At 60.5% G+C, this 19,945-nt stretch carries 15 protein-coding genes and 1 tRNA gene; 5 read left to right on the forward strand and 11 right to left on the reverse strand.

The window, feature by feature from the left end; all coding sequences use genetic code 11:
* Positions 1 to 28 precede the first annotated feature (28 nt).
* The 4 genes from VGN12_05210 to VGN12_05225 form a co-directional block, all read right to left on the reverse strand.
* The gene (locus VGN12_05210; GenBank protein ID HEY4308831.1) at positions 29 to 1,612 is read right to left on the reverse strand and encodes a hypothetical protein; all 1,584 of its coding nucleotides are present in this window, start codon (positions 1,610 to 1,612) and stop codon (positions 29 to 31) included.
* Positions 1,613 to 1,952: 340 nt separating this feature from the next.
* A complete protein-coding gene (locus VGN12_05215; protein HEY4308832.1) occupies positions 1,953 to 2,849 on the reverse strand; it encodes a prolyl oligopeptidase family serine peptidase in 897 nt (298 codons plus the stop codon).
* 14 nt (positions 2,850 to 2,863) lie between these two features.
* Positions 2,864 to 3,460, reverse strand: a complete 597-nt coding sequence (locus VGN12_05220) for a lectin-like protein (GenBank protein HEY4308833.1) — start codon at positions 3,458 to 3,460, stop codon at positions 2,864 to 2,866.
* Between the two features lie 53 nt (positions 3,461 to 3,513).
* Positions 3,514 to 4,980, reverse strand: a complete 1,467-nt coding sequence (locus VGN12_05225) for a cellulase family glycosylhydrolase (protein HEY4308834.1) — start codon at positions 4,978 to 4,980, stop codon at positions 3,514 to 3,516.
* Positions 4,981 to 5,163: 183 nt separating this feature from the next.
* Between VGN12_05225 and VGN12_05230 the strand changes: the two genes are divergently transcribed.
* Positions 5,164 to 5,583, forward strand: a complete 420-nt coding sequence (locus VGN12_05230) for a hypothetical protein (GenBank protein ID HEY4308835.1) — start codon at positions 5,164 to 5,166, stop codon at positions 5,581 to 5,583.
* A gap of 103 nt (positions 5,584 to 5,686) precedes the next feature.
* On the opposite strand, the gene VGN12_05235 is transcribed toward VGN12_05230, so the two are convergent.
* On the reverse strand, positions 5,687 to 7,687 hold the full coding sequence (locus tag VGN12_05235; GenBank protein ID HEY4308836.1) for a tetratricopeptide repeat protein: 2,001 nt from the start codon (positions 7,685 to 7,687) through the stop codon (positions 5,687 to 5,689).
* 523 nt (positions 7,688 to 8,210) lie between these two features.
* On the opposite strand from VGN12_05235, the gene VGN12_05240 reads away from it, so the two are divergent.
* Together VGN12_05240 and VGN12_05245 are read left to right on the forward strand one after the other, a co-directional pair.
* On the forward strand, positions 8,211 to 9,650 hold the full coding sequence (locus tag VGN12_05240; protein ID HEY4308837.1) for an FAD-dependent oxidoreductase: 1,440 nt from the start codon (positions 8,211 to 8,213) through the stop codon (positions 9,648 to 9,650).
* Positions 9,651 to 9,890: 240 nt separating this feature from the next.
* Entirely contained in the window at positions 9,891 to 11,300 is a 1,410-nt protein-coding gene (locus VGN12_05245; protein ID HEY4308838.1) for an MFS transporter, read from the forward strand.
* Between the two features lie 42 nt (positions 11,301 to 11,342).
* Here the strand turns inward: VGN12_05245 and VGN12_05250 are convergent, their stop codons facing one another.
* On the reverse strand, positions 11,343 to 12,290 hold the full coding sequence (locus tag VGN12_05250; protein HEY4308839.1) for an aldose 1-epimerase: 948 nt from the start codon (positions 12,288 to 12,290) through the stop codon (positions 11,343 to 11,345).
* Between the two features lie 40 nt (positions 12,291 to 12,330).
* On the reverse strand, positions 12,331 to 13,341 hold the full coding sequence (locus tag VGN12_05255; GenBank protein HEY4308840.1) for a hypothetical protein: 1,011 nt from the start codon (positions 13,339 to 13,341) through the stop codon (positions 12,331 to 12,333).
* Between the two features lie 229 nt (positions 13,342 to 13,570).
* On the opposite strand from VGN12_05255, the gene VGN12_05260 reads away from it, so the two are divergent.
* A tRNA-Val gene (locus tag VGN12_05260) sits at positions 13,571 to 13,644 on the forward strand.
* Between the two features lie 651 nt (positions 13,645 to 14,295).
* Entirely contained in the window at positions 14,296 to 14,511 is a 216-nt protein-coding gene (locus VGN12_05265) for a hypothetical protein (protein ID HEY4308841.1), read from the forward strand.
* A gap of 382 nt (positions 14,512 to 14,893) precedes the next feature.
* Here the strand turns inward: VGN12_05265 and VGN12_05270 are convergent, their stop codons facing one another.
* The 4 genes from VGN12_05270 to VGN12_05285 form a co-directional block, all read right to left on the reverse strand.
* The gene (locus tag VGN12_05270) at positions 14,894 to 15,127 is read right to left on the reverse strand and encodes a helix-turn-helix domain-containing protein (GenBank protein ID HEY4308842.1); all 234 of its coding nucleotides are present in this window, start codon (positions 15,125 to 15,127) and stop codon (positions 14,894 to 14,896) included.
* Between the two features lie 127 nt (positions 15,128 to 15,254).
* Positions 15,255 to 15,524 (reverse strand): DUF1580 domain-containing protein, encoded by a 270-nt coding sequence (locus VGN12_05275; protein ID HEY4308843.1) that lies wholly within the window; start codon positions 15,522 to 15,524, stop codon positions 15,255 to 15,257.
* 325 nt (positions 15,525 to 15,849) lie between these two features.
* Entirely contained in the window at positions 15,850 to 16,647 is a 798-nt protein-coding gene (locus tag VGN12_05280) for a tyrosine-type recombinase/integrase (GenBank protein HEY4308844.1), read from the reverse strand.
* Between the two features lie 1,283 nt (positions 16,648 to 17,930).
* Complete coding sequence (locus VGN12_05285; protein ID HEY4308845.1) at positions 17,931 to 19,874, reverse strand: hypothetical protein; 1,944 nt, start codon at positions 19,872 to 19,874, stop codon at positions 17,931 to 17,933.
* Positions 19,875 to 19,945 lie beyond the last annotated feature (71 nt).

The raw sequence follows: 19,945 nt of genomic DNA on the forward strand, positions 1-19,945 counted from the left end.
CGACGGCGCTACCGCTGGCAGCGGACCTTCAACTCGGAAAATCGCTCGGGCGCAGGTCGCGCCGGCGGAATACCCCAAAGCGAGCGTCCATAAACAGCCGCGAGGGCCGATAACCGTAAGCGCGCAGGTTCTCGGAGACGTCGAAAATCATTTCCAGGGAATACTCCTCGAGGAACGGCTCCAGCCGCTGGCCGAGTTCGTCGTATTCGGTGTTACGCAGCACGACCCAATCCGGATGGATCGCGAAGATCATTCCCAACTGGTCCAATTCGCGCTCACGCCGCAGTTCGACAACCTGCGGGGCAACCAGCCCCGGCCAATCGATCATCCGCATGCCGCTGAAGTAGCCGATATAACCCAGCGGTTCCAGGTAGACCGATTCGTCGGGCCGGCCGTGCTCACGTAACCACATGCCGATTTCAAAACGGTTTCCCATTTCGATTTCGGTTTGCCGAATGCGCGTATGAATGGCGTTCCAGCCGCACATCACGACCTGGCCGGCAATGAATGCCACGAGGACCGTCGCAGCGACCGGATGCAGCCGGCTGGCGGTTGGCCGTTCCGCGCGGCGCAGCGCCGCGTCCGACAATGTGACGATCCCCCGGCACAGCGCGACCATGCTCAGCAGTGCGGCGGGCGGAATGTACCAGGGCCAGACATAAATCATCATCATCGTGAAGTACAGCGTGACGAGCAAGAACGAGAACGAAGCAGCCCGCCCCAATCGATCTTTGACCGGAAACAGCCAATACATGACGCTGAAGAGTCCGGCGGAGCGCGAAAGCAAGTTCAGCAGCCACGCCGCGAATCGATCGTTGAACGACAGGCACTCGAACCAGCCGTAAATCGGCTGATACGTCAAGTCGATGATGTCGTTAAAGCGCAAGAAGAAATTCTCCAGCGCATAGATCGCAAACGTCGCCGGGCCAATTTCGACACGACTTTTCGCGATCACGGTATGGGGAACCGGCGTGCCGTAATACCACCACGCTCCGGCGAACCACGGCAGATAGACAACCGCGCAAACCAGGCCGCTTTTGCACAGCGACTTCAGCAGTTCGTACCGTGATTCGGATCGGTAGGTTAGGTCCGCGATCGCCAGCGCCCCGATGTAAATGCAGCCGTCCGGACGGCTCCACATCAGCCCTGCCCAGTACAGTCCGCGCGCCAGCCAAGGCTGAGGGTCATCCTGCAACAGCAGAGAAACGGCGCCGGCGAGAAACAGCAACATGAAGGCTGTTTCCATGCCGTTGGCCGTGAACGAAACCGCCTTGAGATCAAAGATATACAGCAGCGCAAATGCTCCGGCGCAGACCAGCGGATGCGCCGGGGTTTCGTGCCACAGCCGCCGGACGACCAACGCAACCCCGCCGGCGAACGCCGCGATACACATCAATCGGTAGAGCCAGATCGTAAATACGAACGACGACTGGCCAGTGACGAAGCTCGCGAGAGCCAACAGCAACACGTTAATCGGCGAGGTAAACCCGTGGATGCGCTCGCCCGGATGGAAAACGAGCCCCTCGCCGCGCAGGAAGTTCTCGCTGTGCCGCAGCGTGATGAACGAATCTTCCCAGATCGGGTCGGCATAAACCGAAAAGGCCAGCGGCACGATACACGCCGCCAAGGCTAAGGCAACGAGCCACTGACGCGGCACGGCGCGGACAGCAGCCGGACTATCTTCCGATACGGACCGCTCTCGGGCGGACGTTATACTACCATCATCGACGGCAAAGCGGTGCCCGCACCGGCCACATTCGATGGTTCGCCCATGCACCGGATCCTCGCCGGCGTGCGTAGGCTTCTTGCAATTCGGGCAGGTGACATTCATCCCGTCACGCTAACCGGCGGCCCGATTGTGTGCAATTGCCGTTCGAGTGACAGGATCGTATGGCCGTCTCATCGACCTCAGCGCGGCGCATCAATCCGGCAACGCGCATTCGCGGAAAAATTCATTCGCCTAAGAGAAAGTTCACGAGCGGTTCCGATTGATACAGCTCCTGGCCGCCATGCCCTAGCCCCTCGAGAACGACAATGGTTGCCGTGCCGCCGAGTTCACGGTACCGGCGGGCCAGTTCCGTCGAGTTGTCGCTCATGGGGACCAGTGTGTCTCGGTCGCCGTGGATGTGCAGAATCTTCACGCCCGCTTTGGAGAGCGGTGCCAGATTATCGATCGGGTTGAATTCTGCCGTTCGACTTTCCAGTTCTGCGAGTGTCAGATCGTACCCCAGTCCCTTGGCCGGAAAATTGATCGTATTCGCCAGGCCGGGCCAACTGCGAAAATCCGTGGCCGGACAGATTCCGACGATCCGTTCGACACACGTCGGATTGCGAAACGCCCAGCCGTAGGCGATCAATCCGCCGTGACTCTGCCCCATGATTCGCGCCCGCGGCGATAGGCCGTGTTCGGCAACTAGTTGCTTATAAAATTCTTGACAGACGTTGGCCGCGGCGGGACTCGCGCACGAGGGCCCGACATCTACCCCCGCGATATGAAACCCCGCGGCCAGCGCCCGCTCGGCATAATTGCGATGCTGCAAATTGCCAAACCCGTCGTTGATTCCCAGCCAGAATGGAAATTCCCACAGCCAACGCTTCTGCGCGTCAGTCTTTCCCGTGGGCTTGACCAGGTAGGCGATGCGATCGCCCACGCGAAGCTCAACCAATTCACCGCCGCGGTAGGTGCCCGCGATCTTGGTCGGAATCGTCATCACGGCGCGCTGCGCCTCGGTCAGCGGCGTGGTATTCGGTTCCTGGGCAGCGGCAAATGCGCAATAGCACAACCAGCAAGTCGAAACTGTCACCGCGGCAAGGACGCGTTGCATGCCGAATCGTCGTTCGAATTCCATTCCCTGCCGTTCCATCATCGGCCCAAGCGGTGCCACCGTCTTCGCCAGGCAGCAAAGCCTATGAGCCCGACTGCGGCCAGCAATAATGTGGAAGGTTCAGGAACATATTGGACGACGCCGTAAAACGGGATGCCAATCGGGTCGGTCTTTTGGACAGACCAGTCGTTCCAGGCTCCCGGGTTGTGATAGTTCGGATAATACATGGCGACCCAGAACTCCGTACCGAAGGCATTGTTCGGCTCACCAGGATCCCAATTCGTGTATGTGATCGGCGAGCCATCGACCCACACGTAGTTGGCCGCCGGATCGGTCGGATTGGTCTGCTGCGTCGGATCATAGAGGCCGATCCATAAGATGTGCTGAAATCCGCTATAAGCACCAAAAGTGCTGAGAACGAAATCCTGCGTTTCCTGGCTATCGATCGTGGCCAGATGCCCGCCGAGCGCGACCGCCTCGGCTTCGGAGTCAGCCCATGTGGCGTTGGAGAGCAACTGAAAGCGATGCCCTGATGCCGGATCGGTGATGATCGGACTGATGGGTAAAACGGCTGCCGACGCCACCGCCACTCGCCATACTGTTAAAAAAACAACGACGACGACTGCCCCTCTCATCGTTTCTTGTACTCCCTAGGTGCGCGGAACTCGTTAAACAAGGATCATTATAACTACACGTTCGATCGGTATCCTGTTCTGGACACCGACGGCAAAGGATACGTTCGTCGCGCAAATCGGTACCGAACAAGCCAACTTCCGAGAATTCCCGCCATGACTATGAGCGAAAGTGCCTCCGGCTCCGGCACACTCAACGCAGCGCTGCTGGATTGAAAGCCGCTGCCGGTTTGCAGGAATTGCGACGAAATCAGGGCTATGTCCTGACCGTTCACGATGCCGTCACGATTGGCGTCAACCGCTAAACCGGCCCCTGAATGCAGCCAGTTACTTGCAACCAGTGCGAGATCTTCCGCATTCACGATCCCGTCCATGTTCACGTCTCCGTCGGCATGAACACCCACTGCATGCGGCGCGAGCACCGACATTGCCGGCTGATCGGACTGATTCGCCGCGCCCAGATCCTTCGGCTCGAGCGTGAAACTGTAGTTTCCCCACCACGGCCCGGCGGCCCACCACGTCCAGCCGAGCCAAGCGCTGCTGTTGGCTTGCATGTAGTTCAACATATTGTTGATCGCCTGGTTGCCGATCTGGCCGGCGCCCATCGTCGAATTCGCCGCAGCGAACTCTCCCAGAAACCCGCGCAGATGATTAGCTTCGAGCCATTGTGTGAAATCGGTCAATCGCTCGACGCCGATATTCGGATCGTTATTGGCGATCGTTGACGATGTGCCCGAGCCGTCGCTGTCCAGATACTGATGGACCTCGATTGCGAAGTTATTGCCCGGATCCTTGATGTTCAACATCGCGGTAGCGTTGGGGGTGCCATACCAGTTCTGGTCCCAACTGCTGGCACCGGTCCAGGCGTTGCCGGGCACCAGTACCATGTTGCTCGCGCCGGTCGAGCGAATGGCCGCGATCGCGCTATTAGCGGCCGTGACCCACTGCTCGGTGGGCATCGAGTTGGGCTCGTTCATCAGGCCAAACGCGACGTGCGAATTGTTCTTGTAGTCGGCGGCCAGTCGCGACCACAGGTCGTCGAACTCCGAGTCGGGAACGGCGCTGCCGATCAGCCCCTGTGCCGAACCCTGCGAGTTGTTGGGATCCGGGTAGTATCGGCCGTAATTGTGCGGGTCGAGAATGACCGTCGCGCCATGACTCGTGGCGTACTGCACAACGCTGTTCAGCCGTGCGAACTCGGCGCTGTTAAACGGTGCATCGGGCGTCGGCTGCAAACGCTCCCAGCGAAACGGCAGCCGAATCGTGTTCATCCCCTCGCTCAGGAAATAATCGATTTCCTGATCCGTGGGATACGTGTAATCGGTGCCGACCGTGCCCGTATGGCCGGGCGTGGGCGTGGCGCCGAACTCGGCGCCGGACAGATTTACGCCCGTGTACAGAATCTGGGCCTTGCCGGTCGCGGCCACCGAGTGCCAAGCCGTGACCGCGGCCACGAACGTCAGTAAAAAGTGCTTAAAAACAAAGTACGACTTGCGAAATCCGCCATGTTCGATAGGTTGCATCTCACGTTGCCTAAATCTAGACCCTGGCGGCCATGATAATTGGCCGGTACAGCGAAGTCGCGATTTTTTTCGCGGCAAAATTACTGGCCGCAGACCAACGACTCCCCGCGAACAACTTCCCAAATATCTCGAAACTACCGGCGACTGTTTCGCTGACAGAAACTGCGAATTCGAAGGATTTTCATGAGTGCCTACGAGGACGGAAAGAGTTCTGGCAAACACTGGGCCAACCATGCCGGGAGCATTGACGGCGAGCTGCGCAATCTGCAAGCCTTACGCGAAGGAAAATCGGCCGCCGACTGGCAAGCCTGGTTTCTCAATCAAGAAGCCGAACGCCCGGCCTTCCAGCGGTTGGTCAAAATCTTGCTTCCTGAAACCTCGGGCACGCCGCGCGAGATCAGTGGTTTCTGGCAAACGGCGGTCACGTTCAAAGCGACATTGGCCCCCAGCCTGTTGCGCGACGGCGCATTCGTACAGGGCTTCGCCGACGGCGCCTTGCAAGTCTGGGAAAGGGCAGGCGCGGCCGGCGAGCGCGGGTCAGAATCCCCCGACGAAGATTGGCTCGACGAGCACGGCGGGCCGACCACCGACAACGATACCTGAAGCGCAGCCACCTGTTTCACAGGCATGAGAACGGCAGGTGCCGGCAGGTGCCTAATTAACGCTATACCGTGAAATTCGCATCACTTGCTGCACGGCCAGGCGCCTACTTTGTTGGTGGGGGCCGGAATCTCTTCAACCATTCCTCGATATCGTCGGCCAGGTCGTTGTGATTCTGCTCGCGTGCCAGGCGGATCGCCGATTCGGCCGCTTTGATGGCGTCGTCGCGGCGCCCCACCTTGGAATAGGCATCGACCAGGTTAACGAACGTTCCCGGATCGGGATCCAGTTGCGTGCCTTGCTCCAGATGGGGAATGGCCTCCTCGAATTGCCCGGCCGCGGCCAATAGCGCCCCAAGGTTGCAGTGCGCCGCGCCGAACGCAGGTTTAAGACGCAGCGTTTCCTCGTACTGCTCCAGCGCTTCGGCGTATAGCCGATCCTCCTGCAGCATCAACCCGAGGTTATAGCGCGTTTGAGGATAGTCGGGCCGAATCTTCATCGCCTCGCGATAATACTTGATCGCCTCGTCCGGTTGCCCCATGTCCTGGTAAGCATGAGCCCAGTTGTAATACAGCTTGTGCGAATCGGGAATGATCTTGTAGTTCAAGATCAGCCCGTCGCGATACAACTCCGAGGCGTGCGCGAAATGCGGAATGGCATCTTGCGGACGGTTCGCCTTGGCAAGCGTTACGCCCAAGTTGATCAACATAAAAAAGTCGTCGGGCTGCCGAGCCACGTTGTCCTCGAGCAGCAGAATCTCATCGGCATACATCGTCAGACGTGCGCTGCCGACCAGCATGAACACCACGGCCAAGACCGCGCAGCCGGCCAGCGTCATGACCAGCGGCCGGCGCGTTTCAACAACCGCGCCATCATTCGCCGCGTTGCGTCCCGTCAAACGGCGCGCTAGCGCATATCCGCCGGCTACGAACAAAGGCACGATCGCGGCCAGGGGAACGTACATCCGCCGTTCGGCCACGATCTCGCCGACCAGCGGTACGACGAGCGTCGGCGACAAGGCGGCCCACACCGTGGCGGCAACAAATCCGGCACTCGTGCGACGCCAAACCAGGTACAAGGTCCCCAGCCCCAACAGCGCCACCGGCAGCACCCACGGCCAGGCAATTTGCAGCGTTTCCTTGTACGGAATCTCGTAGTGCAACAACAGCGGCCAGGGCCAGAACGTCAATTTCAAATACAGCAGCAAGACCTCGGCCTGCGTGTACCACCAGATGTAGGCCGGCAGCCCCAGATGAAAACCGGCGCTCGGCGTGCGCGGCCCGTTGTGGTTGATCAATACCAGTGGCAACCACTCGAGCGCTAACCCGATGTATAACGGCCACGACCGTCGCAGCGATTGCCAGAACGATCCGGCAATAAATGTCCGCTCGTACAATAACGCCACGGCCGGCAGCGAAGCCATCATCTCCTTGCTCAGCGCTCCGAACTGGCAAAAGATTGCCGCCAACACCAGCCAGCCAGCGCGAGCCAGCTTGCTTTGGCCCGTCCAATAACGCAACGACGCGTACATCGTCACCAGGTAGCACAGCCCCATTTGCGACTCAGTGCGCTGCGTGATGTAGGCAATGCTCTCGGTATTGAGCGGATGCAACGCCCAGATCAGGGCCGACAGGAACCCCAGTATCCCGGCCACGCCGTCAAAGCGTCCTCGGAAAAAATCGAGCCGCAGCGTCCGCCGTACCAGTGCCCACAGAATGAGCGCCGCTACGAAATGGATCGCAATGTTCGTCACTCGATAGCCGGCCGGATCCAATCCGCTCAAATGACGATTGATGGCCAGCGTGAAATTCACGAGCGGCCGCGCCGCGACCGGCGTTTCTGGCGAGGGACGCAAAGGGCTCGCTTCGCCCGAGAAATTCCAGATCGGCCACAACTGCCGGATCGATGGATTCTCGTCCAACGTCGTGTAATCGTCGTAGATCAAAGGCGAGTGGACCACGCGCCCATAAACTGCCCAGATCGACGCGGCCAAAACCAACGCGCCGATTAGGCCGGCGAGCGCGCTCCCGAGCGCAGACTTCCAATCGAGATCCGACTGCGGCGCTCGTGCGCTCGGCTGATTAATCGTTGGTTCCGCGGTCGTCATCTCGTCGAGCGTCAATCAGGAGTTATGAATTCGTAGCGAGGCGCTTCCCGATGACCGCACGACGGCCGGGACAACCCTCATAAGCGTTGAAAGTGTACAAGTTTAGGCCAGAAATCCGCCGCGAGGTGAAGTCGCCCCGCACAGTAACCAGATCCGCGGTTACTTCTCCTTATACAGGCGCAACAGGCGGGATTCGATCGATTTTCGCGATCATACGAGCGCCTTCAACCCCGGTCTACGACAGCACTATTTCCCTGTCTTACCTCGGCTGCCGACGGATTACCGACCAGGGCGTGACTCGGCCCATACCAAGGCTATGATAAGGTAGTCCGGAACAGGAGCCGACAGCGTCCGCGGCTCGAGCACGTCTCTTCGGGGGCGGCAGCGCTTCTGTACCTGCGCGGGGGGAGTTCGCGAAGGGATTCCACCTCGAAGCGCGACGCATCTTTCGATCTTCAATCTTACGTAGCGCGTAACACCAGGCGGCGACGGCGCGGCCGTGGCAGCGGGAGAGCGGCACCACATGCGAGTCGCGGTGATCGGAGCCGGCCCGGCGGGCATAACGGCCGCCATGCGCCTGGCTCAAGGAGGCGCCCAGGTTGCGGTCTATGAGGCCGGCGACCTCATCGGCGGACTGGCGCGCTCCTTCGACTTGTGGGGGCAACGCGTCGACCTGGGGCCGCATCGTTTCTTCAGCATGGACGCGCGCGTCAATCGGCTATGGCTCGACGTCGTCGGCCGCGACTACCGCATGGTCGACCGGCTGACCCGCATCCATTATCGCGGCCGGTTTTTCCATTATCCTCTGCGCCCGGTCAACGCCTTGACAAACATGGGCGTCGTTAACGCCGGGCAATGCTTAATCAGCTACCTCCGCGAGCGTATCGCCCCCACCTGCGACCCCGAGCGCGACCGCTCGTTCGAGTCCTGGGTCGTCAACCGGTTCGGGCGGCGCTTGTTCAACATGTTCTTCAAGTCCTACAGCGAAAAGCTGTGGGGCATTTCGTGCCAGCAGTTGGACGCCGATTTCGCCGCGCAGCGGATCAAGAAGTTTTCGCTCGGCGAGGCCATCAAGAGCGCTCTCTTGCCACGTAAGCAGAGCGCGCATCACACGCTCGTCGACCGTTTCGCGTATCCCACGGCCGGAACCGGCTCGGTCTACGAACGGATGGCCGAACGCGTCCGTTCGCTGGGGGGCGAGATTCATCTGGGCTCGCCCGTGCGGCGCGTCGTGCATGAGGATCGTCACGTGCGCGGTGTGGAGCAGGTCGACGGTCGGCTCGATACATGCGATCACGTGATTTCGACCATGCCGCTGACGCTGCTGGTGCGCGGCTTGGGCGATATTCCCGACGATGTCCGCACTTCGATCGAAAGCCTGAAGTTTCGCAACACGGTGCTTGTCTATCTGCACGTCGACGCGGTAGACCTGTTCCCGGATCAGTGGGTCTACATCCATTCCGACAATTTGAAGATGGGGCGGTTAACCAATTTTCGCAATTGGGTCCCCGAACTCTACGGCGAGCACAATACGACGATTCTGGCCGCCGAGTACTGGTGCTACGAGCAGGATGCGTTGTGGACCCAGCCGGACGAGAAGATCATCGCCGATGCCGAAGCCGAGCTGCGCACCACCGGCTTGATGGCCGATGCGAAAGTGTTGGCTGGGCACGTGGTGCGCATTCCGCGCTGCTATCCCGTCTACGCCCGCGGCTATCGCGAGCATGTCGAGCGCGTCGTCTCGTACTTGCAGACCTTTTCCGGCATCACGCCCATCGGCCGGTACGGATCGTTCAAGTACAACAGCCAGGATCACAGCATCCTGATGGGCGTACTGGCTGCCGAAAATCTGCTCGAAAATCGTCGTCACGACCTGTGGGCCGTGAACACCGACTACGCAAGTTATCAGGAAGACGCGCTCATCACCGAAACCGGTCTGGTCGCGGAAGCGGATCACGCGTGATCTTCACGGCCTTGATAGGGCCAATCCGGTTGCCGTGAGCAACCACCCATCGGTAGCTCATTTGTCCTGCCACCCGTTCCCGCGCGGCCTCGACTTGCCAGGCGCCGGCGGTCGACTTATGATCCTCTTGCAACTTTTTTTGGGCCGTGGCCGCGCTCATTGCGCAGCTTTTGGACCAGGAAAGGTGGCGCCCCGCCTTCGGCTTGTCCCCCCCTCTGACCACGACGCAGCGAGAACTTGATGTCCGCTACCTCCTCTTCGCCTGGGCGTCTGACCACGGTTCAATGGCTGATCTGCGTCATCGCCTCGATCGGCTTTGCCTTCGACATTTATGAACTGTTGATGCTGCCGTTGATCTTGCGGCCGGCTCTGCAGGAGATGGGTATCACGCCCGGAAGTGAAGCTTTCGCCCATTGGCGAGGCATGTTGTTCTTTGTGCCCGCTTTCGTCGGGGGTGTATTCGGCTTGTTGGGGGGCTACCTCACGGATCGATTGGGCCGGCGTGCCGTGCTGACGTGGAGCATTCTGCTGTACGCCTTCTCAGCATTTGCCGCCGGCTTTGCCACGTCGATGCCGATGCTGCTTTTCTTCCGCTGCACGACCTTCGTCGGTGTGTGCGTGGAATTCGTGGCGGCCGTCGCCTGGCTGGCCGAGCTTTTTCCTGAACCTAAGCAACGCGAACGAGTGCTGGGCTACACGCAGTTCTTTTCGTCGATCGGCGGGTTGCTCGTCGCCGGGGCCAACTCGTTGGCCATCGAGTATTCAGGAAACCTGCCCGCCATCGCCATGCCTGAGTTTCTGACCTCGCTCCTGGGCAGTATCGACCCCAAGCATCAGCACGAGGCATGGCGCTATACGTTGATGTCCGGCTTGATCCCGGCGATACCACTGATCGTGATCCGGCCATTCTTGCCCGAAAGCCCGATTTGGGCACAAAAGCGTGCCGCCGGCACGCTGAAGCGCCCCAACATCGCCGAACTTTTCTCGCCGGCGCTGCGGCATACGACGATCGTCACCACGCTGATGTTCGCCTGCAGCTATGGGGCCGCCTTCGGCGCCATCCAACAGATTCCACAGATCGTGCCTGGCCTGCCTGACGTTCAACAGAAAACCGAAGGAAAGAAAAAACCCGAGCAGGCAAAGATCGAGCAAGCCACGGCTGCCGATGTTACCAAGGTGCAAGAGGTCGGCGGCCTCGTCGGGCGATTTGTACTGGCCGTACTGGCTGTGCGCATCGTCAGTCGCCGAACGCTGATCCGCTTGTTCCAGGTGCCCGGGCTGATCGTCATGCCGCTGGTGTTTGCTGTAGCCGGCGTGCAGAGCTTGCAACTGCTCTACGTCGGCATTTTCGTTGCTGGATTCCTTACCGTGGCGCAGTTCAGCTTTTGGGGTAATTACTTGCCGCGCGTCTATCCGGTGCATTTGCGCGGCACAGGCGAAAGCTTCGCCGCCAACATCGGCGGCCGCATGATCGGCACTTCGTTCGCCTGGATCACTAGCACGCTCGCCACAACTTCGCTCATCCCCGGAAGTTCGGACCCGACGAAAATGGCGTACACGGCCGCCGCCGTTGGCTTTAGCGTCTACGCAGTCGGCTTGATCGCATCCTTTTGGCTGCCCGAGCCTCCGGCGGAAGACATGGCCGACTGAGCTGGCTGGCCGACTGGGCCGGCCGGCCGATCGGCGATCGCACTATCCCCGCACGCGAATATCGATCCGCGTCGAAAAGACCTCACCTGGCGCCAGTACGCGCAGGCCAGTCTCCGCGTCATGCTCGGCCAACTCGTAGGCGTCCGGCACGCAGGTATACGGCTCGATGCAAATTGCCTGACGATGCGGCGGATTGTAAACGACACATTCGCGACACTGCTCGTCGAAGGTCATCTCCAGCGTGCGGTGATTGTGCGGATCGGCAATGGTCGTCACGGCGCGGCCGGCCGTGAAGGTCAGATCCGTAAAAACGTCGTCCAACCGAGTTTCGGCGAATTGCAGCCCTTGCGCCAGCCCGTGCGGGCCGGTGGCGGGCAACTTCCGCCCGGTGGGCAGCATTTTCGACAGCTCCCAATATTGCGCCGCGGGCACGGTCACGACGCAGTCGTCGGCCGCTCCCTTGGCCCCCAGCGGCACGCGGAAATAAGGATGCGTGCCGAATCCAAATGGCAAGGGAGCATCGCCCGTGTTCTCGATCCTCACCTCGCTGGTCAGCGCGTGGCCGACTAATTCGTAAACGACCGCGATCCGAAAATCGGCCGGCCAATGCGCGAGTATTTCCGGACCATCGGTCGAGGCCTGAAACTCTCCGACGGCCATCGTGCCAGTCTGCTCGACGAGCCGCCACGGCCGATCGATCACGAAGCCGTGAATCGTATTGCCGATGCCGTCGCCGGCTTCGAGTGGGAACGAGCGCCCTTCGAACGTGAAGCTGGTACCGCGCAAACGCCCGGGAAAGGGAAACAAGATCGGGATGCCACTGTGCGATCCCTTGCCGCCTCCGGCTACGAAGTCGGCGGCGGTCCATAGAACCTCGTTCGCCTCGCCCCCCACCACAGGTTGATAGCTGAAGCAGTTGAAGCCGCGCTGCGGGGCGATTTTTGCCGTGGCGCCCGTGGTGGCGTCGTGCAGCGTGATGATGTCAGACATGAGGGCATCCTTGTTGTCAGTCACTCAGTATGTATGTGCGTCAAAATCGAATCGTGTTCAGGCCCGGGTGGCAGGTTGCGGCGTAAATACGGGCCGGCGGCGCCGACATCGCCGAGAACTTGTCATTTCTCGCCCGCTGCCGCGTGCCAACCATCGCCACGACAACAAGCACTAATAGTGCCATCGCGCTAATCAAATTGCGCCGTTCGGTCTCGCCGAAGGCGACACTCGCCAACCGGTGCATCAGCACGATCGCGCCGACTAGCGAGACGCCAAACAACAGCGTGCCCAGGCTATCGCCCCCCAGCAGATTGTCTCGCGCACGGTCAGGCAGCTCGAGCAAGACGTAAAGCCCCACGAACAATTGCGACACCGTGGGCACGAGCGCCAGCCGGCCTCCCCAGGTGGCCATCCGCTCGACATCCGGGGCCGTCTGATGCCGGCGCGACAGGCGCAGTGCGAAACCTATGATGCCCACCCCCACCACGGCAAACGAGGCGAGCATGTGATGAACGAACTGCGAAAACACTTCGGCATCGAGCATGGCGTGGCGAAAAACGAGCGCCTCGTCCGCCGGGGCCGGCCGGGTGGAATAGACGCCGATCACCGTGAAGAGCAGCGGAAAATGATAGAGCAGGTTCGTCGCGGCGAATATTCCCATGACGCGACGCGCTCGCATGCGTCCGCGCGTCGCGGGTGTTTGTGCAGGCCACCATTTCAGATACAGCGCAACGCACAGGTAGTAGACCCCCAGTTCCGGCGCCGCCCACCAGAAACGCCCGGCCGGCAGCCGGCTGGCCGTCCCATAAAAGGGCTCCCACGCCGTGAGCCAAACCAACAGCAGCGTCACGCCCCCCAAAGCCAACGCCGCCGTTAGCCAGATGAGCGATTGTCGCAAGAGATAGCGCCCCAGTTCGCCGGCCAGCGGGTCCGACCTGCGGGCTTCGCGCGCGTCCAGCCAGACGCAGACCAATGGGGCGGCCCCGGCCAGGTTCGCGGCCAGCAGGTGGAATGCCAGCACCAGGACCAGCAGAATTTGCAGCAACGTCACGCCTCCGGCCGTGAATATGAGCCGCCTGTACGTCTGCAAACACGAGCGATGGCCAGCAAAACAGAATCGCGCGTTCACAGCGACCCGACATTCTAGGCCCCGCCCCCCGCAGGCACCAGCCGCGCGATCCAGGCATCGCGTTCTCGATCTAAACACCACGCCCGCACGACGGCCACCGCATTGACACCCTCGCGGCGCTCGCACTACGATTCGTGTGAGCCACACGTTCGGGCGATTAGCTCAGTTGGTTAGAGCGCCACGCTTACACCGTGGATGTCGGGGGTTCGAGTCCCTCATCGCCCACTTTGCCCCTCGGTCGCCATGCGCACCGGGTGGAACGCCCTGGAATTCTCGGGCGTTTTGCGGTTCGCCGGAATCGCCGTCGCGGCCCGTTCCACTGCTTTCCAACGTGTGCGCATGCGCTTTGCGCAGCGCACCGGCCCCAAGGGCCAGGTCGTAATCACGCTTTGTGACCTGGCCGTAATGCTCTCGGAATACGCGTTCACTATGCCCAAGCCACGCGTTGACGACGTGGTCGGGGTTTCCTTGAGCACGCAGCTCCGTGGCTCGCGTAGATCGCAGTGACTTCGCCGGCTGCTTCCACTCTTCGACTCCGGAACGCGCCAGAACCTTGAAGAATTGCGTCCAGCAGTTCGTTGTTGACGTCGTACAGCGAGTAATGATCCTGTCGGTCGGTGCCGGGTTGCGATCGCGGCGCAACAAATCCAATTCGTTGAGCAGTTCCTTAAAGAGCGGCGGCCTGCGCTCGCCTTTGCCAGCGCCATGGATCTCGCGCTTGGGATCGCGAATGACAACGATTCGATCAGACCAAAGCACGTCCTCCCATTTAAGGCTGAATATCTCCGAGGGACCGCGAAGCCCTAGGTAGCGAAACAAACAAAAGAACACTCGCCACTCACGATCGCGCAGAGCTTCGAGGATCTTGCCTGTCAGATGCTCGTCGATCGTAGCTTTTTTGCTAGGATCGCCGTCGACCTTTTTCGGAATGTCCCGGCCAAGAAACGGATTGTCGATTACGACGGCCGCCTCTTGCGCCTTCTTCCAGAACTGCCGTCCGTAACCGCAAAGGCGGTTCACATATGGTTCGGCATATCCCTTGCGCCCGGAACCACGCCGCTGTTCTGCATCGCGAAGAAGGTAACGACGTAGCTCAAGCACGTCTTCTTTACAAACGTCGGCCATCCGCTTTCGCGCGCCGAAATATGACGCCAAAATTGCAGCCGCGTCGCGATATTTGCGGACGCTTTTGGTCGGCGCCTTACGCACAAGCCTTACCAAAAACCTTCCGAGCGTCGATGGCTCGCGTGGATTGACGAGGCCAACAACTGCGAGCTTCGCGTGAAGATCGTCGGGCAATCCTCGGAGACGCATCTCGTATTTTGCATCGAGGCCACCTCCCCGGGCGGAAACTTCAATTGCCGTCACAAGATCGCAAAACGCGCGTGCGGAGCTTTTGGTGATATTTCGCTTGCCGAGGCTGATAGTACGACGGTTAGCGCCAGACGCACCGCCTCGAAGCGTTACGACCCAGCTACCGTTGCGTCGAGTAGATATCGCGGCCATCGGCGTTCGCCTCCTTCCTGCCGTCTTCAATCAACGCGAGGATGTCTGAACGTTTGTAGCGAACACAGGCGCCGACGTAGTGCCGTGCGAGCTTGCCGCGTCTGAAGAGGTTGTAAACGTGCCGATCGCTGCAATTGAGAAGCTTCGCGGCTTCGGTCTGCGTCAGCAGTTCGGGAAGCGGAGACGTGGGAAGACCTACCATTGGTCCGATCCTCCATTGCGGGGGACGGAATGGTCGATAGAATTGCGCATGAAATTTCTCCAAGCGCGAGCCGGCACTTTCGCGGGTGCTCCGGCTCGTTCGCTTTTTATGATGTTGGCAGGCGGAGTTAGGATGCGACGCGGGAGGTCGATCGCTTCTCGCGTCGGGCGCGAACCTGCTTACGATCAGCTTCAACGCGATCAGACACGAGCTTGAGAAAGCGTTTGACCGCTTTCTCGCTAGTGCTGATCCGCGTGCCAACGCGCTCGACCTCGAGGCGAATGCCGCGAAGGCCATATTCCTGCCAATTCCAAAGCGTGGTTGCTGTGGGCTCGTTAGGTACGACTTGCGCTGCCTGCGACAGCGTGATGCGAACCTCGCCCTTAGGGAGGGGCATGACGGAAACTCCTGACAGAGATAGTTGGTGCGCGGCCCACATCCTTGTGAGCGCGGGCGTTCGTTTTTCTTCGAGCCGGGTGTCCGATATTTCCCGGCGCGTCGCCATTCCTCGCGACGCAGAGGCGCCAACTTTTTTGCAGAGGGGGACGTTGTTTCTCCTCGTCCCCACCAGGAGCTGTCTCTTTCAGCACCCTCACAATTACCAAGAGTAATAAGAATTTTCAAGTCCCTTTGCATGCATGGAAAAAAGACGGCGTGCCGCGCGTTTTCACCGGGGCCGGTTCCGTCATAAGCAACGCGGCACGCCGCTCGTCGCAGAACTCTCAACCTGATTTGCGGAACGCATCGATGACGCGCATCTTGTCGACCGCTTTTTTCACTACGCCTTGGCCGCGAACGTAATGCGCAACTGTCGTACGAATTGAATTATGCCCTAGCGCCATCTGCGCAGCGCCAGGATTGATTTCGAAAAGGTTCGTCGCGAACGTTCGTCGCAACCCGTGAAGTCCGAAGGCCCGTTCCTGGGGGATGCCAGCCGCGTGCCGAAGCCTTTCGAATCGAGTGTGGAAGTACGAAAGATGATGCGGCCAGGGAAAAAGATTTTCGCGGTGTGTTCGTATTCTCTCGAGGTGCGCCGTAACGACCTCGGGCAACTCAATCGCGAGCTTCTTTTTCCTTTTCATTTTTGACGGGAAAAGCAGACCACGGCTCGAATCCCAGTCGGCCATTTTTTGTCCGAGAAGCGAACCTCTTCGTAACCCCGTATATAGAGCCGTCACAATGAGGGCTTGCCACCAGGCCGACGACTCGATGCCAGGGACGCGGGGGCCGTAGAACGAGACCGCAGCATGATAGACAGCGACGATGTCCGCCTCGTCGACAACTTGTGGATCCGGCTCAGGAAGGCTCGGAGGCCTGATAAAGGGCGCTGGACCCGCAAGAATGCCTGCCGCGTCCCGATTGCGAAAGGTTGGAGGCTCCGCTTTGCCGAGGATGCTGTTAACTGTCTTTACATGCTTGGCCACCGTCGTTGGCGAGAATTTCCCTCGCTGAAGCGCAGTTAAGAACTTCGCAAGAGTGGTCGCTTCGATGGACCTGAGGGGTGGATCGCCGGTGATCACGATCCAGTAATCGATTGACTTGCGGTATCCCTCGACGGTTTTAGGATCGACGCTGTGAAGCCGAACCGGGAGGTACCAGTCGCGATAGAAACTGCTTAGCGTAGGCTCAGCGCTCGATCGAGCCAAAGTCCGTCCGGTCTGCCTCGCCCAGTTCGTTGCCACCTCGCCGCGCCGGAGGTGCCCTTCGAGATCTTCGAACATTCGTTGCGTACCGGCGATCGACAGCACGATTTCGGCGATGGCCATGTTCGCCTTAGATCGCAATGCCTCATATAGATCCCGATGCGTCGACATCCAGTCGTTGACGGCCGCACAGCTATAGCCAAGCTCGTCGGCTATGGCTGCGGTGGTTTTGCCGTCGGCACTCAGCACGGCGACGCGGCAGAGCAGCTTCCGCACGCGCTCGGTAGGACCACTCGATCGGACGATTTGCCTTCCCGGTGGCATCACGTGGATGGTTTCGCCGGCCTTGCGAACAAGATACCTCGCCCGAAGGCCTTCCTCCTCTCGTACCGCTCGATGTTCAGCGCCTGCGCGCCTAGCCGTCAGGCCACAAATCCAGCATGCCGAATCGTGGTAGCACCCCTTCGGTTTTCGATGCCATTCCCAAGGTTCCGGGCGACTTTTCTCAGGCGCCATGCTGCAACCTCCCGCGAAGAGATTCGCGCAAGCAGAAGTCCCGGCCCGTACACTCGCCGTGAGGCGGTGATCAGACCGCCTTGCGGGCCTTGAGCGACCGAAATCGCCTTGGCTGACGCGCAAGCGTAACGGGCCGGGACTCTTGATTCTGATCATGAGTTTCACGCTGATCATGTTGGCGGTTGATCGACCGCCGAGGACTTTCACGGCCCGTATCGTACATCGCGGGGGGCGATGCTTGCAACTCGGAGGGACTTCCGGAATTGCCTCAAACGCCGCGACGACGTCAGAATCGGCCCATGATCCCGCAATCGAAGGTCGAGGAAGTGCGAGCCCTGCTGCGGGCGAGAAACCTTTCGAGGCGCCGCATCGCGATCATCACCGGCGTGGGCCGCTCGACGATTTCGGCAATCGCCAGCGGCAAGAGGCCGGATTTTGTCGTGGCGGAGCGCGTCCAGATTTGCGACTTCGGCCCGGTAGTGTGGTGCACGGGCTGTGGCCATAACGTCGAGCTCGTCGACGGCGAGTGCCTATTGTGCGTGCGCCAAGGAAATCCCAGGCGTTACCTGCCGAGCCGCAACGGTCGGCCGAGACGCGCCGAAAGCGGCACGCGGCATCGGATATTTCCCCGGAAATGACTCGCCTCAAAACTGGGGCGTGCCGGGGATCTTGTCTACAGCGTTGACGATTCTCTCGCCCTGCAATTGCCAACGCTCTACCCCGTTCGCGATGCGGTTTAGGATGCCGCCACCGGATCCGAGGGCCTGCGCAGCGACGGCGCCGTTAAAAGTACCGCTGACGCTTCGCTCCAACGATCCTCCAAAATCGGGAATCGAGAGCGCGCCTAACGCTTGCCGTGCTTTTTCTTTGCGCCCCGCGGCTGCTTCGGCCAACAACCTCTCTCGCTCGGCATCGGCGTCGGCGATTCGTTTCTTGACGTCCTCGCGATTGATCCCAACGGACGCCTGCGCCGCAACGGCCGCGGCCGCCGCGATCGCGGCGGAAACAATGCTCCTAAGGTTCGGCATTTGAATGGGCGGAGCTTCCGTTTTCTGCGCGGGCGGTTCCGGCGCCGGCGCGCTGCCATCGACTGGCACGCCGTCGATCTTGGTGACGCGCGTCGGAGAGTATTGTCGTTTCGGGCCAGGCGGCGGCGCCTTATACGGCTGATCGCGGAAGATGCCGCTCATGATCTTGCCGCCGATCCATGCGGCACCCCGAAGCGGGCTGACCGGACCGCCGACGATATTTCCGCCGCGGCTGTTTTTGCGATCGTCATTGATGAGGCCGAAGAACTGCCCAGCACTCTTCAACTGACCGACGGCGCGTCGGATCCTCGCGTCGATTTCGCCAATCACATAGAACACGTTCCAAAGAGCCTTTCCGATGACCTTGCTGGCGTCTTCGAACGCTCCTTGCATGGCAGCCGCGGCCGCAGTCATCGTAGACTTGATTTCATCCGCGACTGCCGCGAACATGCCGCGCAGGCCCTCCCACGCCACGGCGAACTTCTCGGCCACGCGCTCAAAGGCCTCTGAGAAAGACTGCTGCGATTGTTGCCAAAGGTCGTCGAGTACTGCCGTTCCTCGCAGCCATTCGCCCTTGAGGGTCGCCCAGAGAATCTGGGCCCCAAGCTTTAAATCACCAGCGGAAAGTGCATCGGAAATGCCGCTGAAGGTTTCAACCGCGGTATCTTTCAAACGCCCGAACGCCTCGGTCAAAGCACTGATCGCGGTCGCTCCCACGCCGCGCGTATAGATCAGATAGCCGGCGAGTCCCGCGATCGCCGCGGCCGCCAGGCCGACGGGCGACAGAAGTGCCGTGACGGCTCCTACCATCACCGTGAAGCCGGCCGCGGCGATACCAAGCACGGTGCCGACACCGGCGAGCCCCGTACCGGCAACGGTTAACGCAGCTCCCACGGCTGCGACCGTCTTCCCCACGCGGAAAGCGCTAGCGATCAGCTCCTTATTGCCCCGGACCCATTCGGCAACATTCTTCGTTATGTCGAGCGTGCGGTTCGCCATCTCGACCAAGATCGGCGCCACGGTGGCACCAATGGTATTGGTGATGCCGCGCAGCACGGCTCGCAGATCGACGAGAGCGATGCGATACGCTTCGGCCGCTGCCGCGTCTTCATCGCGCAATACCGCGCCGAGCTCGCGTGCGCGCACCATCAGCTTTTGCATCTCCTCGGCGCCGCCGACTTTCTCGATAACCTTGGCCCAGGCCTCGGCGTCTGTCCCCAACGCCTGCATCGAAGTGCCCGCCCGCTCGGCGGCGTAGGCCAGCGCTGACATGCTCTCGATCGAGACGTCGAGCTTCTTGGCCATCGTGGCCGTTTCGGTCGTGAAGTCCTTGAAGAGCTTCGCGGCCGCGGTGAGGGGAGCGGTAATCAGGGCACCGAGGGCCCCCACCTTCGCTCCCACCGTGGCGATTGCGGCTCCGAGGCTCTTGAGCGTGTTGCCGGCGCTTCTCGCAGCGGCCGTGAAGCCCGCATCCTTGGCCTGCAGCTCGTAATAGGCGGTTCCGGCTTTGATTTGCCGCTGCTGGCCACCACCAGGTTTGTTGAAGCGGCGTGCGCCCATGGCTTTCGGCTTTCACGTATGAGTGCAAAAAAGCAGATCCGCCGGCGGGGCCGATTTGAAAATCTCAAAAG

Source organism: Pirellulales bacterium, from assembly GCA_036499395.1.
In the GTDB taxonomy this organism is placed as follows: domain Bacteria; phylum Planctomycetota; class Planctomycetia; order Pirellulales; family JACPPG01; genus JACPPG01.